The organism is Pseudomonas sp. GZD-209, from assembly GCF_049310485.1.
GTDB lineage: Bacteria > Pseudomonadota > Gammaproteobacteria > Pseudomonadales > Pseudomonadaceae > Aquipseudomonas > Aquipseudomonas sichuanensis.
This window is the reverse complement of sequence record NZ_JBMOWQ010000262.1, coordinates 1-15,069: the sequence shown is the minus strand read 5'-3', so window position 1 is coordinate 15,069 and position 15,069 is coordinate 1. Positions and strand designations below refer to the sequence as shown.

The window sequence follows — 15,069 nt, the reverse complement described above, 5'->3', positions numbered from 1 at the left end:
GGAGCGGGCTTGCCCCGCGATGGATGGCACCGGCTGCGCCGGTATCGCGGGGCAAGCCCGCTCCCACGGCCAGTGCTCGGCTCGAGAACGCAGGGACGGGTGATCTATCCATCAGTTCACAATTTCCTGAACTGATTATTTGCGCGCAGCGATTTGTCCCCTTCGCCGCCCCCACCAGAATCGCTTCACCAACAATCACAATAATCGTGAGGCCACTCCCGTGGACCAGACACTCCAGGTACGGCAGGCCGCCGCCGACCTCGTTGCCGCCTTCGCCAGCAATGACACCGCCCGCTACTTCGCCTGCTTCAGCGAAGACGCCACCTTCCTTTTCCACACCTTGGCGCAACCGCTGCTGTCGCGCCGCGCCTACGAAGAACTCTGGGCTTCCTGGCAGGCAGATGGCTTCGCCGTGCTCGGCTGTGAATCCAGCAATGTACAGGTGAGCCTGCAAGGTGACGTGGCAATCTTCATGCACGACGTGGCCACACGCCTGCGCGTCGCCGGTGAAACCCTCGACCTGAGCGAGCGCGAGACCATCGTCTTCCGCCAGCACGGCGAGCGCTGGCTGGCCTGCCACGAGCACCTGTCGGTCGTCTCGCCGGCCTGATCCCCTTTCAAGCGGCCTTGCCGCACTGCCATCGCACCCACAACAAGGCCCCTTGAGGCCGACAACATTCGCGCTGGAGCACCACCATGAGCCACTCGACCGGTATCGAGACCAATGGCGTCGAACAGATCCCTGACGATCAACGCGACGCCGCCCCGCTGGACCTGTTCCGCCTGATCTTCGGCGGCGCCAACACCTTTGCCACCGCTGTGCTGGGCAGCTTCCCGGTACTGTTCGGGCTGTCGTTCCAGGCTGGCGTGTGGGCGATCCTGCTCGGCGTCGGCGTGGGCGCGCTGATCCTTGCGCCGATGGGCCTGTTCGGCGCGCTCAACGGCACCAACAACGCGGTGTCCTCGGGTGCGCATTTCGGCGTGCACGGGCGCATCGTCGGCTCGTTCCTGTCGCTGCTCACTGCCGTGGCGTTCTTTTCGCTGTCGGTGTGGAGTTCGGGCGATGCCCTGGTCGGCGGCGCCAAGCGCCTGGCCGGCCTGCCGGAAACCGACCTGACCCTGGGCCTGGCCTACGGCCTGTTCGCGGTGCTGGTGCTGGTGGTGTGCATCTTCGGCTTCCGCTTCATGCTGTGGGTCAACAAGATCGCCGTGTGGGCCTCGAGCCTGCTGTTCCTGCTGGGCATCTTCGCCTTCGCCGGGCCGTTCGACGCGGGCTACGCCGGCAGCGTCAACCTCGGCCAGGCCGGCTTCTGGGCAGCCTTCGTCGGCGCGGCGATCCTGGCCATGAGCAACCCGGTGTCGTTCGGTGCCTTCCTCGGTGACTGGTCGCGCTACATCCCGCGGGCCACGCCGAAATCGCGGATCATGCTGGCGGTGATCCTGGCCCAGGTGGCCACGCTGATCCCGTTCCTGTTCGGCCTGTGCACCGCCACCCTGGTGGCCAGCCAGGCGCCAGACTACATCGCCGCCAACAACTACGTCGGTGGCCTGCTGGCGATCTCGCCGGGCTGGTTCTTCCTGCCGGTGTGCCTGATTGCGGTGATCGGCGGCATGTCCACCGGCACCACGGCGCTGTACGGCACCGGCCTGGACATGTCCAGCGTGTTCCCGCGCCTGCTCAGCCGCGCCGCTGCCACGCTGCTGATCGGCGTGCTGGCCATCGGTTTCATCTTCGTCGGGCGCTTCACCTTCAACCTGGTGCAGAGCGTGTCGACCTTCGCCGTGCTGATCATCACCTGCACCAGCCCCTGGATGGTGATCATGATCCTCGGCCTGATCACCCGCCGCGGCTTCTACCACGCCGACGACCTGCAGGTGTTCACCCGTGGCCAGCAAGGCGGTCACTACTGGTTCTGCCACGGCTGGAACTGGCGCGGCATGGGCGCATGGATCCCCAGTGCGCTGGTCGGCCTGTGCTTCGTCAACCTGCCTGGGCAGTTCGTCGGCCCGTTGGGTGAACTGGCCGGCGGCATCGACCTGAGCCTGCCGGTCACCCTCGGTATCGCCGGCGTGCTGTACCTGATCCTGCTCAACCTGTTCCCTGAACCGGCTGGCGTGTACGGCCCGCAAGGCCCGCGCTGGGTGCGTTGCAAAAGCACGCCGGTGAAGCCCGTGACCACCGCCGAAATGGCCTGACTGGAAACCGACCATGACCACCTCTCACTACATCGACGGCCGCTGGGTCGAAGGCCAGGGCAGCGACTGCATCGTTGTGCAGAACCCCTCCGACGGCCTGCCGTTCGCCGAACTGATGGCCGCCAGCACGGGCCAGGTCGACCAGGCCGTGGCCGCCGCACGCCGTGCGCTGAGCACCTGGAAAACCGTGCCCGCCAGCGAGCGCGCCAGCTACCTGCGCGGCTTTGCCGAGCACCTGGGCCAGCGCCGCGACGAGCTGATCGCCTTGCAGATGCGCAACAACGGCAAGCCGCGCCACGAGGCCGAGATCGACCTGGACGACGCCATCGCCACCTTCGCCTACTACGCCGACCTGGCTGAACAGTTGCCGGAAAAAAACCGTGATGTGCCGCTGGCCGCACCAGGCTTTACCGCCCGCACCCGCCTGGAACCGGTGGGCGTGGTCGGCCTGATCGTGCCGTGGAACTTCCCGCTGGTGACCAGCGCCTGGAAGCTCGCCCCGGCCCTGGCCGCCGGCTGCACCGTGGTGCTCAAGCCCTCGGAAGTGACCCCGCTGATCGAGCAGGCCTACGGCCAGATCGCCGAAGCATTGGGCCTGCCGGCCGGCGTACTGAACATCGTCAACGGCAAGGCCGAGACCGGCGCCGCCCTGAGCGGCCACAACGGCCTGGACAAGCTGTCGTTCACCGGCAGCAACGGCGTCGGCAGCCAGGTGATGCGCGCAGCCGCCGCGCAATGCCGGCCGGTGACCCTGGAGCTGGGCGGCAAGTCGGCCATCGTGGTGTTCGACGATTGCGACGTCGACCAGGCCGTGGAATGGATCGTCGCCGGCATCACCTGGAACGCCGGGCAGATGTGCTCGGCCACCTCGCGCCTGCTGGTGCAGGACGGCATCGCCGATGCGTTGCTGCCGCGCTTGCAGGAGGCGCTGGAGAATCTGCGCGTCGGCAACCCGCTGAGCGAGGAAGTGGACATGGGGCCGCTGACCAGCCAGGCGCAGTGGCTCAAGGTCGCCAGCTACTTCGCCAAGGCCCGCGAGGAAGGCTTGAAGTGCCTGGCCGGCGGCAAGGCGCTGGACCGCGACGGCTGGTTCGTCAGCCCGACGCTGTATGTGGACGTGCCTGAGAGCAGCCGCCTGTGGGCCGAGGAGATTTTCGGGCCGGTGCTGTGCGCGCGGCGCTTCGTTACGGAAGCCGAGGCCATCGTGCAGGCCAACGACAGCCGCTTCGGGCTGGTCGCCACCGTGTGCTCCGCCGACCTGGAACGCGCCGAACGCGTGGCCGATGCGCTGGAGGTGGGGCATGTGTGGATCAACTCGGTGCAGGCGGTGTTCGTCGAGACGTCGTGGGGCGGGACCAAGGGCAGCGGGATTGGGCGCGAGCTCGGGCCTTGGGGGTTGTCGGGGTATCTGTCGGTGAAGCATGTGACGCGGTGTTTGGGCTAGACAGGCGCTACAAGGGTCGCGGCCGACACTTGGTGGCCCGCACTCGGTCATCAGCCCTCGTGCTCAAGCTCCCTGAAAGGGCTGGTCCCAATGACAAAAAGGCCCTTGCCGGCTCGAACGGCAAGGGCCTTTGGCTTTACGCTGACCAGTGAGTCTGCAAGAGGAGTGATTCCATGGAGTATGACGATCAACTAATCGAGGATGCCGTACTGGCCCTGCTGGCGACGTTCAGCTTCAACAACGGTAATGCCTGGAAGGGCTTTGATTTCCAGGTGATGAACAAGCTGCATGAGAAGGAGTTCATCACCACGCCATGTGGCAAAGCGAAGTCTGTCTGGCTTACTCCAGAAGGAATGGAGCGTGGCCGGATGATTGCCGATCAGCTATTCACGAAACCTGCAAAAAAGTGATTGAACATTGATCTGCCGCTGTCACCGTAGTGCAAGCATCATCGTCTTCGGTGACAGCTGTGGACAGGCTGTGAACCCCGCAGTTTTGGCATAGAAGCGCTCCAGACGCTCATCAAGCGGGTGCACGATCATTGCAACACATCCGACGATCTCGGACGCAACCAGAGCTCTCTCGACAGCGTCCTGCAACAGGTCCGTGGCAACCCCTTGCCCAGCAGCTCTCAGGGTTACACCCATTCGCCCCAGCACCACCACCGGCAAATCATTTGGGGCATTGCGTCGCACGCTTGCGGAAGAACCATGAGCACGCGCCACGGACCCCGTCGAAAGCGTGTAGTAACCGGCCACAATCGACGTGCCCTTGAAGCAGGTGACATACACCACCGCGTGCTTCGCTATCTGCGCCTTGTAAGCCTTTTCACGGAGGTAGCCATTGATCGACGCCTCTCCACAGTCGAACTGACCTAGCTCATGAAAGGCTTCGAGCTTCTGCGGAGCGCTCAGCTCCAGCGCTTCGGCCTTGCCAACAGCTTCTTCACGCATTCATTGCTCCTGATGGGGCTGTCTTCAAGCGCCTGGGTGAATTGATCGAAGGCTTCGTCATCAAGCAGGAACAACCGACGCTCCATCAGTACTTCCTCAGCACGTCGGCAAGCCGCATCGAGAACGAAGCTGGTGCGGTCACCGCCCACAATCTCCACGGCGGCATCGATGAGGTCTCTGCGATGCTCGGCCACTCTCATGTTCAACGGTACGGCCTTGCTCCGATCCTTGATCTGTAAATCGCTCATTGGTGACTCCCAGCCCATCCCACGGGGCACTGAATCGACGAAGGATATCGACCAGACAAAGGCTACTCCAGCGTAACGCAAATGTATAGCCAGATATCAATTTACGTTACGCTTAGACTGCTCATGTCGATGCTTAGATTGACCTTGCTCGCTTTGGCTTGCACGTCAGGGCATTCTGAGATTGGAACCAGTTGTTTCAACTGCGTCACGGCTACAGGGTGCAGGGCGAATGCCTTGCAGCGCTCTTGAGATCGAGCGCCGCCCACGCGGCGCATCGCTTAGGAGCCCTCACCCAATCATCCATCTCCCCCGTGACTTTTCCCCCTCCCCGCAAAGTCCCACTCCCTGGTAGCCCCATAATCACAACACCAGGCCGGCCTTCTATCTATGCACCCTCAACGCACCACCTTGCACAACGAACTGCACGCCCGCCCGTCGCTGTATTTCGACGGCCCGGCCCATGTCTTCCACCTCGCCCTGCTCGGCGGCGACGCGGCCTGCCAGTCGCTGCTGCAACGCTGCTGCCCCGAAGCGCCCGACCCGTACGCGGCCCAGGGCATCACCCAGCTCGACGGCCATCCGTTCAAATGGGAACGGCATACCGAGTTCTTCACCCTGACCCTGGTCGTGCCCTGCGCCAGCAGCGACAGCGACTGGCAGCTGCTGCCAGACGTGCTGGCCAAGGCCATCGCCCCGCAGGCGGCGCAGGTGATCAACGCGGTGCAGGTGCTGGTGCGCGATGAACAGGGCCTGGACCTCACCCGCTACGGCTTCAAGGACCCTTGCGGTTCCTGTGTCGGCGGCGGCGATGCCGCGGTGTGGAGCGACTTCCGCCTGACCGCCGACGGCACCAACCGTTTCCTGTTCATCAACCGCCGCCTCAACGCCTACCGCCAGGGCCGCATGATCCGCCGCCTGCTGGAGATCGAGACCTACCGCATGATGGCCTCGCTGACCCTGGACACGGCGAAAACCCTGAGCCACGAGCTGGACGCCTTCGACAAGACCCTGGTGAGCCTGTCCGAACGCGGCGCCAGCGCCGCCGGGCATGACTCCAAAGCATTGCTCGAAGCCATCGCCCTGCTGTCGCGCCAGGTGGTCAGCCGCACGGTGAAGACCCGCCACCGCTTCGGTGCCACCCAGGCCTATGCGCAACTGGTGTTCGAGCGCCTGGGCGAATTGCGCGAAAGCCATGTGGGTGATTGCCAGCGCCTGGGGGTGTTCATCGAGCGGCGCTTCAAGCCGACCGTGCGCTACTGCGCGGCCACCGAGCAGCGCCTGGAGCAACTGGCGAAGAACGTGGCCAACCTCGGCGACCTGTTGCAGGCGCGGGTGCAGGTGGAGATGGAAGAACAGAATGCCGGGATCCTGCAAAGCCTCAATGCCCGGGCCGATGCCCAGGTGAAGATCCAGCGGGCGGTGGAAGGCTTGTCGATCATTGCGATCACCTACTACCTGCTGAACCTGTTCAAGCTGTTGTATGGCGGGCTGAATGTGCTGGGCGCGGGGCTGGCGGCGCGGGAGGCGTTGCTGGGGATGGCGCCGCCGGTGCTGCTGGTATTGCTGGTGATCTTGCTGCGCATCAGGCGCGCCAAGCAGCACTGAACAACCCATCGCGGGGCAAGTCGCATCGGCGCACCGCCGCTCCCACGCCAAACTTTTGGCCGCGACGGTGCGTGGGAGCGGGCTTGCCCCGCGATGATCGTTACGCCAGCTCGTCGGCCGGTCGGCCATTCTCCTGCACCAGCACCATGGTCTGCTGCGAGGACAGGGCGATGCCTTCATCGCGCAGGCGCCCGAGGATGGTGAACAGCAGATCACTGCGGGTGCTCGACACTTGCCGCGGCGAAGCCACGTAACCGCTTACACCTATCACCATGCCACTGCTGGTCAGGTCCTTGAACGTCACCGAACAGGCCGGCGCATCGAGGATCGACTCATGCTCGTGGTAGGCCGCCAGCAACACTTCGCGCACCTTGGCCGGGTCTGTCTCCAGCGGCAGCGTGAGGGTGATGCCGACCACCCCGAGGGCATTGGCCATGGTCACGTTGCGCACGTTCTGCGAAATGAACTGCGAGTTGGGCACGATCACCGTCGAGCGGTCGGACATCTGGATCTCGGTGGCGCGCACGTTGATGCGGCGGATATCACCCTCCACACCCGCCAGGCTGACCCAGTCGCCCACTTTCACCGGGCGCTCGGTCAACAGGATCAGGCCGGAGATGAAGTTCTGCACGATCTGCTGCAGGCCGAAACCGATACCTACCGACAGCGCACTGACCACCCAGGTCAGGCTGGTCAGGTTGATGTGCAGGGTGGACATCACCAGCATGGCCAGGAACAGGAAGCCCAGGTAACCCACCAGGGTCACCAGGGAGGCACGCATGCCGGCGTCCATGTCGGTTTCGGGCAGCAGGCGATCGCTGAGCCAGCGCTTGACCACACGGATGGCGAACCAGCCACCGATGAAGATGGCCACGGCCATCAGGATGTCCTGAGGCACGATGTTCAGGTTGCCGAGCACCTTGCCGCCGGTGCCGTCCCAGTCGGCCAGGCTCAGCAGCAGCTCACCCGGGCTGGTGCCCGAAGGCATGAATACCAGCAAGGCGGCGGCGAACAGCAGCACCGTGCGGCCGATACCGGCCAGGATGGTGCTGGCCTGGGCCTGGTGGCGCTGTTGCAGGCCCAACGCCGAAGCCAGCGCCAGGCCACCGGGTTGGCGTGGCGAAAGCAAGGTTTCGCAGAGGTCGCCGAACACCGTGACCAGCAGGTAGGCACACACGGTGACCACGCTGATCCACAGCAGCTTGGCGGTGAGGAAGTAGGCCAACGTCAGGTAGCCGGCCACCAGCGCCAGCAGGATCGCCACCACCCACACCACGATCACGAACGGGATCAGCCCGATCAGGCCCTTGGGGCGCTCCAGGCCATGCTGGCGACGGGCGCGGCGGAAGCACACCAGCGCAGCCACGAACAGCAGCGACACCACCAGCGCGGTCAGGCCGTTGGTGGCCAGGGTCAGCGCCAGGCTGGTACCGATCACGCTGTTGATGCGCTCCATGGTGAGCATCACCATCAGCGTCAGGGCCAGCACCTTGGGGAACCAGCCCAGGGCGCTGGCCACTTCATCGGCAATCGGCGGCAGGCGCCACGACGGGCGCTGCAGCATCAGCATGGCGCGGCCCAGGCCCGAAATGAAGGCGCTGAACACCACCAGGGCGAGGACATGGTTGGTCAGGCTGGCCAGGTCGGTGCCCAGCTCGGCGCTGCTTTCCAGGCCCCAGCGCAGCAACGACACCGAGCCGGAGATGGTGCCCAGGGTCGCCAGGCTGACGCTCAAGGCCAGGGCGCTGCGGCGCAGCCGGCCTTCGGGCAGCCAGCGCACCATGGCGTCAGCCAGCAACCGTTCGAGCACTCGGCGCACCAGGGTCCAGACCAGCACGGCGGCCACCAGGGCGCTGATGAACAACCAACGGTGCTCGGCGCTGAACGCGCTGGCCATGGCGTCGGCGGCCTCTGCGCGCAGGTCGCGCAGGCGGGCCACATCGTCATCGGTGGGACGGATCAGGCTCGACCAGAACGCCGGGCTCAGCGGGCTGGCGGCGCGGCTGGTGATCTGCGAGTTGAACAGGCTGCGGCGCAGGTTGACGATCTGCGTGGACAGGTCACGGGCCGACTGGGCCAGCGCGGTGGTGTCCTTCTGCTCGGCAAGCACCGCGTTCTTCTGATCGGTCAGTTGCTTGCGCTGGCGGGTCAGGCTCTCGGCCTCTTCCGGCATCGGCGGGCCGAGCACGTTGAGCTGGTCGTCCAGGCGCTGCACATCGGCGGTACGCGCGGTGACCAGTACATCGGCCTGACGCTGCACTTGCAGAGCCGACTGGCGCAACTGCGCGAGCAGGTCGTCGTTGGCGTTGCTGGTGACGCCCTGGCGGATCTGGTCGAGCCGTTCGCTCAGCTCTTCCAGGCCAGCGTTCTCGTCCAGCACCTGCTGCTCGGCCACGGCCAGCCGCGACACCGGGGTGACTGGGGCAGCCCAGGCGGGTACGGCCACCCACAGCAGTAGGGCCAAAATCCCCACATAGAATCGGTCAAGGCTGACACGCCTCATCGAATGTTCCTCTATACAACTCGACAGGGCGTGAATTCTACGCGGTCCGGCCGCTCAGGAGGGTGCCGTTTCTCGGGCCAGCAACTGGCGTTTGCGTTCCACCCCCCAACGGTAACCGCTGAGGTCGCCATCGCGGCGCACCACGCGGTGGCACGGGATGGCCACCGCGATCGTGTTGGCCGCGCAGGCCTGGGCCACGGCGCGCACGGCCTTGGGCGCGCCGATGCGCTCGGCGATGTCGGTGTAGCTGACCCGGCTGCCCGCCGGCACTTCACGCAAGGCCTGCCAGACCCGCTCCTGGAACGCCGTGCCCTGCACATCCAATGGCAGCGCCAGGCCCAGCGCCGGGGCTTCGACAAAGCCGATCACCTCGGCGACCAGGCGCTCGAAGGCGGCATCGCCACCGATCAGGTGGGCTTTGGGGAACTTGTCCTGCAGGTCCTGGAGCAACGGCTCGGGTTCATCGCCCAACAGGATCGCGCAGATACCGCGCTCGCTCTGCGCCACCAGGATCGCCCCCAGTGAACACTGGGCGAGGGCAAAGCGGATGGTCGCGCCCTGCCCGCCGGCCCGGTACTCACGGGGGCGCATACCCAGGCGCTCGGCGGCACTTTCATAGAAGCGGCTGTTGGAGTTGTAGCCGGCGTCATAGATGGCCTCGGTGACACTGCCGGCAGCCTCCAGCCCCTCGCGCAGGCGTCGGGCGCGGTAGGCCGAGGCATAGGCCTTGGGGGTAAGGCCGGTTTCGGCCTTGAACAGGCGGTGCAGATGAAAGGGGCTGAGGTTCAGATCGGCGCCCAGTTGCTCGAGGTTGGGTGCCGTGTCGCTGGCTTCGATCAGGCGGCAGGCGCGGGCCACCACTTCGCTGCGGCGTACCGCGTGGGTGCCACCTGCACAACGTTTGCAGGCACGGTAACCGGCCGCCTCGGCTTGCCGGGCGTCATTGAAGAACTCGACGTTCTGGCGTTTGGCCAGGCGCGACGAGCAGGCCGGCTGGCAGTACACGCCGGTGGTACGCACGGCGTAAACGAAGTGGCCGGTGGCTGCGCTGTCGCGGGTTTGCACGGCGTGCCAGCGCTCGGCGTCGGTGGTGAAGGTGGGGACGAGGATCATGGCGTCGCTCCTTTGATTCGCTGCAGTTACCTTGCCTGGACAGGCGGAGCGGCGAACTCCGATTCTTGCGGTGATTACACCGGCCTCATCGCGGGGCAAGCCCGCTCCCACGAAAGATCGAGATCTGGCGTGGGAGCGGGCTTGCACCGCGATAGGGCCGATAGCCAGTCATGCGCGCCACAGATACCAGGCCGCCACCGTCCGGTACGGGCTCCACTGCTCCCCCAACACCCGCATCCGCGCAGGCGTCGGCGCCTTCTCCAGGCCCTTCATCCGCCGATACCCCTCACGCACGCCAAAGTCATCCACCGGCAGGATATCCGAGCGCTCCAGGCTGTAGATCAGCAGCATCTCCACCGTCCAGCGCCCCACGCCGCGCAGCGTCACCAGGCGCTCGATCAGTGCATCATCGGCCAGGGCCAGCGCTTCGTCGCGGCTGGGCACGATGCCGTCCAGGCTGGCCTGGGCGATGCCCTGCAGGGTCGCGGTCTTGCTGGCGGAAAACCCACAGGCCCGCATCGCCTCCGGCGTGACCCGCAGTAATTGCTCGGGCGCTGGAAAGCACTGCCCGGGAAACAACGCCAGCAATCGCCCAAGAATCGCCTCTGCCGCCCGCGCATGCAGCTGCTGATAGGCAATTGCCCGCACCAACGCTTCGTAGGGTTCACGCCCCGGGGTGGCGGCATGCAGGCAAGGGCCGGTTGCGGCAATGTGCCGCGACCAGTCCGGATCCTGCCCGGCCAGAAACTCGGCGGCGGCCGTGAAGGCACGGGGCGTAAGGTCTGCAAGGATCATCGGGGGGCTCGAACAGGCTGAAAGACTTCAGCCTAGCGCAACCGCTCATCGGCGAAACGCTCAATCTTGCGCATTGAATCGTTGGCATACCATTGATCTGTCTGCCGTGCCCCGCATAGAATTGAGAACAATTCACAATCACATTAACCGGGCAAGGCTCTCCAGACGATGCAGATCCCTGACACGCTGCAACCGGCCGAAGTCGATCTGCTTTATCGCAATCACCACAGCTGGTTGCGCAACTGGCTCAGCGCCCGCACCGGTTGCCGGGACAACGCCGCCGACCTCGCCCAGGACACCTTCGTGCGCCTGCTCAAGGCGCGCCAGGTTTCACCGCTGAAAGCGCCGCGTGCCTATTTGAGCAGCATTGCCCGTGGCCTGATGATCGACCAGTTCCGCCGCCGCGCCCTGGAAAAAGCCTACCTCGAAAGCCTGGCCAACCTGCCGGAGCTGCAAGCGCCCAGCGAAGAACAGCGCCTGGTCATCCTCGACACCCTCGAACGCCTAGACAGCGCCCTGCACAGCCTCAAACCCCGCGCGCGCCAGGCCTTCCTGATGGCCCAGCTCGACGGCCTGCCCCTGGCCCAGATCGCCCTGCGCCTGGACGTGTCGCGGGCCACGGTCGAGCGCGACCTGGCCAAGGCCTTGGGCGTCTGCTATCGGTTGCGCTATGCCGACCTCTGACCAGCACCCCACCCAAGCCCAGGTCGACCAGGCCATCGACTGGCTGGTGAAGCTGCGCTACGACAGCCCCGGCCCGCGTACCCAGCAACAGTTCCAGCTGTGGCTGGCCAGCCACCCGCAACATGCCGAGGCCTGGCGACGGGTCAGCGAACTGAGTGACGAACTGGCCAGCCTGCCTGGGGAGTTGAGCCGTCGCACCCTGGAGGGCAGCGAGCGTCAACGCATGAACCGTCGTGACCACCTGAAGCTGCTGTCGGTACTGGCGCTGGGTGGCACGCTTGGCTGGACGGCGCGCGAGCCGCTGGGGCTACCGGCACTGCTGGCCGACAGCAGCACCGCCACGGGTGAGCGCCGCGAGCTGCAGGGCAGCGACGGCAGCCGCATCCGCCTCAACACCGCCAGCGCCATCGACCTGCGCTACAGCGCCGACCTGCGCCAACTGACACTGGTACGTGGCGAGGTCAGCCTGGACAGCAATGGCAGCGACAATCGCCCGTTCCGCATCGCCACCCCCTTGGCCGCCCTGGCCACCCAGGGCGGCCAGTTGCTGCTGCGCGAGAACGCCCGGGGCCTGCTGCTGGCAGTACGGCGGGGCGACGTGACGCTGTTCCCCGGCTCTGCCGCAGCCCATCAGGTCAAACCCGGTGAGGTGGTGCAGGTGCTGGCGGCGGGCAGCTATCAACCGGCCACGCTGCACGGCGACCCCTGGGGCTGGACCGATGGCGTGCTCAGCGTGCAGCAGATGCCGCTGGGCGAGTTCGTCGCCGAACTGTCGCGCTACCGCCCGGGCCTGCTGCGCTGCGCGCCGACGGTGGCCGAGTTGAAGGTGTCCGGCACCTACCAACTGGCCGATACCGATCAGATCCTGCTGCTGATCGCGCGCAACCTGCCGGTGCGCATCGACTACCGCACGCGTTACTGGGTGAGCATCGATGCCGCGTGAAAAAATCGTGAAAATAAATGAGGTGAAATCTCATTCTCGTCCGGCCTGAAGGAACAAAGCCCGCAAAGTGGTCTTCACAACCTTCAGGAGCGCTTCATGATTCGCCCGTGTGCCCCCCGCAACGACACCCTGCGCAACGCCATACGCGGCGCCGCCCTCGGCCTTGGCCTGGCCACCGTCGGCCTGCTGCCGGTACAGGCCAGCGCCGCGCCGGCAAGCCAGAGCCAGCAACGCGACTGGAACATCCCGGCGGGCCCGCTGGCCGTCGCGCTGGACCAGATGGCGCGCCAGGGCGGGCTGAACCTGTCGTTCGACGCCGACAGCCTGAAGGGCAGGACCACCAACGGCGTACGCGGTCACTATGACAATGCCCAGGCCCTGCAGATCCTGCTGCATGGCAGTGACGTGCAGATGCAGCAGCAAAGCGAGCAGAGTTTCTTGCTGATCCCGGCACTGGACGCCGGTGATGCCTTGCAACTGGGCGCCACCAGCATCTCCAGCAACCGCCTGGGTGAAACCACCGAGCACAGCGGTTCCTACACCACCGGCGCGGTGACCATCGGCAAGGCCCCGCAGAGCATCCGCCACACCCCACAGTCGGTCACCGTGGTCACCCGCCAGCGTATCGACGATCAGAACATCACCAACCTCACCAACCTGCTGGAGCAGACCCCGGGGGTGGTGGTCAACCTCACCGACAGCGAGCGGGTGCAGTACTTCGCCCGCGGTTATGCGATCGACGCGATCCAGTACGACGGCGCCACCGTGGTGCAGAGCAGCGGCGGCGGTTCGTTCATCCAGAGCGACTCGGCGATCATCGACCGCGCCGAGATCCTGCGGGGCGCCACCGGCATGCTGCGTGGCGCCGGCAACCCGTCGGGCACCGTCAACCTGGTGCGCAAGCGCCCTACCTACGAATTCCAGGGCGAAGGCAGCGTCACCCTGGGCACCTGGGACGCCCAGCGCTATGTCGCCGATATCTCCGGGCCGCTGACCGAGACCGGTAACGTGCGCGGCCGGGTGATCGCAGTGCATGACGAGAAAGACCACTTCCAGGCGTCGCGCCAGGAGCGCAAGGACGTGCTGTACGGGGTGATGGCGTTCGACCTGAACGACAGCACCACCCTGACCACCGGCCTTGAATGGACCCAGCTCGACGCCACGGGCGCCTGGGGCAACCTGCCCGCCGACTACGACGGCTCGCCATTGCCGTTCGGCCGCAGCACCTACCTGGGCGCCGACTGGAACCGCTGGAACCGCAGCAACCTGCAGACCTTCGCCGAGCTCGAGCACCGCTTCGACAACGACTGGACCCTCAAGCTGATGGCCCAGCGCACCCACTTCGAGCTGGACGACAACGGCTTCAAGCAGACCTACTTCACCCGCGCCACCGGGGCCGCCAACCCCAACCGCAACCCCTACCTGATGAACTACCAGGTCACCGAGGGCGATGGCGGCGAGAGCCTGCAGAACAACCTCAGCGCCACGCTCAACGGCCCGTTCGACCTGCTCGGGCGCAGCCACGAGCTGATGCTCGGCGTGGAGCGCATCCGCAACGACTCCTATGCCTCGGCCACCAACTTCGTGACCTCCGGGGTGTTCGATACCCGCACCTGGGACCCGAAAACCAGCCTGGCCAACCCGGACATCAACATCACCGCCCACCCGGTGCGCACCCGCACCACCCAGGAAGGGGCCTACGCCACCTGGCGCATCTCCCTGGCCGATCCGCTCACCGCGATCATCGGTGCGCGCGCCAACTGGTATGACTACGAGCAGGAAAACAACACCAAGGCCAATGGCAAATTCAGCGTCGACAACAAGATCGTGCCGTACGCCGCGCTGATCTACGACCTGAACGACAACTTCAGCACCTACGCCAGCTACACCGAGATCTTCAACCCGCAGACCAACACCGACGCCGCCGGCTCAGTGCTCGAACCTGTGACCGGCGAAGCCTACGAGACCGGGATCAAGGGCGAGTTCTACGACGGGCGTCTGAACACCTCGCTGGCGTTCTTCCGCATCTACCAGGTGGGCAACGCGCTGGACGACATCAGCGGCCCCAACCCGTGCCTGCCCAACTACACCAGCGGCTACTGCAAGGTGGCCGCGGGCAAGAACCGCAGCCAGGGCTTCGAGCTGGAGATCTCCGGCGAAGTGCTGCCAGGCTGGAACCTCAGCGGTGGCTACACCTACAACACCACCGAATACCTGAAGGACACCACGGGCAACAACGGCAACCCGATCCGCACCACCGACCCCAAGCGCCTGCTGCGCCTGTTCACCAGCTACCGCCTGCCGGGCGAGCTGCAGGCCTGGACCGTGGGTGGCGGGGTGCAGGCGCAAAGCGACATCTACAACCGCAGCGGCACCGCCGAGGCCTCGCAGTCGGGCTATGCGGTGTACAACGCGATGGTCACCTACCGCTTCAACGACAACTATTCGCTGCAGTTGAACGCCAATAACCTGTTCGACAAGAAGTACTACCGCCAGGTGGCACCGACGCCGACCGGGTATTACTGGGGTGATCCGCGCAATGTGTCGGTGACCTTGCGCGGCACTTTCTGACCTGACCATGGCCA

The 15,069-nt window shown here is 65.6% G+C and carries 13 protein-coding genes; 8 read left to right on the top strand and 5 right to left on the bottom strand.

Features of this window, described 5'->3' with window-relative positions; all coding sequences use genetic code 11:
- The first annotated feature begins 220 nt into the window (after positions 1-220).
- The 4 genes from ACO6VM_RS25475 (at position 221) to ACO6VM_RS25460 (ending at position 4,050) form a co-directional block, all read left to right on the top strand.
- On the top strand, positions 221-610 hold the full coding sequence (locus tag ACO6VM_RS25475) for a YybH family protein (protein ID WP_401060957.1): 390 nt from the start codon (positions 221-223) through the stop codon (positions 608-610).
- A gap of 86 nt (positions 611-696) precedes the next feature.
- Positions 697-2,196 carry a purine-cytosine permease family protein gene (locus ACO6VM_RS25470; protein ID WP_125465552.1) on the top strand — a complete coding sequence of 500 codons (1,500 nt, stop codon included), beginning with the start codon at positions 697-699 and terminating at the stop codon, positions 2,194-2,196.
- Between the two features lie 13 nt (positions 2,197-2,209).
- The gene (locus tag ACO6VM_RS25465) at positions 2,210-3,640 is read left to right on the top strand and encodes an aldehyde dehydrogenase family protein (RefSeq protein ID WP_422403996.1); all 1,431 of its coding nucleotides are present in this window, start codon (positions 2,210-2,212) and stop codon (positions 3,638-3,640) included.
- A 173-nt stretch (positions 3,641-3,813) separates the two neighbouring features.
- Positions 3,814-4,050 carry a DUF6429 family protein gene (locus ACO6VM_RS25460; protein ID WP_322359953.1) on the top strand — a complete coding sequence of 79 codons (237 nt, stop codon included), beginning with the start codon at positions 3,814-3,816 and terminating at the stop codon, positions 4,048-4,050.
- 21 nt (positions 4,051-4,071) lie between these two features.
- Here the strand turns inward: ACO6VM_RS25460 and ACO6VM_RS25455 are convergent, their stop codons facing one another.
- Positions 4,072-4,593 carry a GNAT family N-acetyltransferase gene (locus tag ACO6VM_RS25455; RefSeq protein WP_125465554.1) on the bottom strand — a complete coding sequence of 174 codons (522 nt, stop codon included), beginning with the start codon at positions 4,591-4,593 and terminating at the stop codon, positions 4,072-4,074.
- Positions 4,551-4,841: a DUF1778 domain-containing protein gene (locus ACO6VM_RS25450; protein ID WP_081100214.1), complete on the bottom strand. Its 291-nt coding sequence runs from the start codon at positions 4,839-4,841 to the stop codon at positions 4,551-4,553. The genes ACO6VM_RS25455 and ACO6VM_RS25450 overlap by 43 nt, the downstream gene beginning before the upstream one ends.
- A 387-nt stretch (positions 4,842-5,228) precedes the next feature.
- Between ACO6VM_RS25450 and ACO6VM_RS25445 the strand changes: the two genes are divergently transcribed.
- Positions 5,229-6,446: a DUF3422 domain-containing protein gene (locus ACO6VM_RS25445; RefSeq protein WP_422403995.1), complete on the top strand. Its 1,218-nt coding sequence runs from the start codon at positions 5,229-5,231 to the stop codon at positions 6,444-6,446.
- Positions 6,447-6,546: 100 nt separating this feature from the next.
- Here the strand turns inward: ACO6VM_RS25445 and ACO6VM_RS25440 are convergent, their stop codons facing one another.
- From ACO6VM_RS25440 to ACO6VM_RS25430, 3 genes are all read right to left on the bottom strand, one after another.
- Positions 6,547-8,949 (bottom strand): DUF3772 domain-containing protein, encoded by a 2,403-nt coding sequence (locus tag ACO6VM_RS25440; protein ID WP_422403994.1) that lies wholly within the window; start codon positions 8,947-8,949, stop codon positions 6,547-6,549.
- A gap of 54 nt (positions 8,950-9,003) precedes the next feature.
- Positions 9,004-10,062 (bottom strand): bifunctional DNA-binding transcriptional regulator/O6-methylguanine-DNA methyltransferase Ada, encoded by a 1,059-nt coding sequence (gene ada / locus ACO6VM_RS25435; protein WP_422403993.1) that lies wholly within the window; start codon positions 10,060-10,062, stop codon positions 9,004-9,006.
- A gap of 168 nt (positions 10,063-10,230) precedes the next feature.
- Positions 10,231-10,857 carry a DNA-3-methyladenine glycosylase family protein gene (locus tag ACO6VM_RS25430; RefSeq protein WP_422403992.1) on the bottom strand — a complete coding sequence of 209 codons (627 nt, stop codon included), beginning with the start codon at positions 10,855-10,857 and terminating at the stop codon, positions 10,231-10,233.
- 168 nt (positions 10,858-11,025) lie between these two features.
- On the opposite strand from ACO6VM_RS25430, the gene ACO6VM_RS25425 reads away from it, so the two are divergent.
- From ACO6VM_RS25425 to ACO6VM_RS25415, 3 genes are all read left to right on the top strand, one after another.
- Positions 11,026-11,541: a sigma-70 family RNA polymerase sigma factor gene (locus ACO6VM_RS25425; protein ID WP_322359947.1), complete on the top strand. Its 516-nt coding sequence runs from the start codon at positions 11,026-11,028 to the stop codon at positions 11,539-11,541.
- Positions 11,528-12,484, top strand: coding sequence for a FecR domain-containing protein (locus ACO6VM_RS25420; protein ID WP_422403991.1), 957 nt, complete (start codon positions 11,528-11,530; stop codon positions 12,482-12,484). The genes ACO6VM_RS25425 and ACO6VM_RS25420 overlap by 14 nt, the downstream gene beginning before the upstream one ends.
- Positions 12,485-12,580: 96 nt before the next feature.
- The gene (locus tag ACO6VM_RS25415; protein ID WP_422403990.1) at positions 12,581-15,055 is read left to right on the top strand and encodes a TonB-dependent siderophore receptor; all 2,475 of its coding nucleotides are present in this window, start codon (positions 12,581-12,583) and stop codon (positions 15,053-15,055) included.
- The last annotated feature ends 14 nt before the right edge of the window (positions 15,056-15,069 follow it).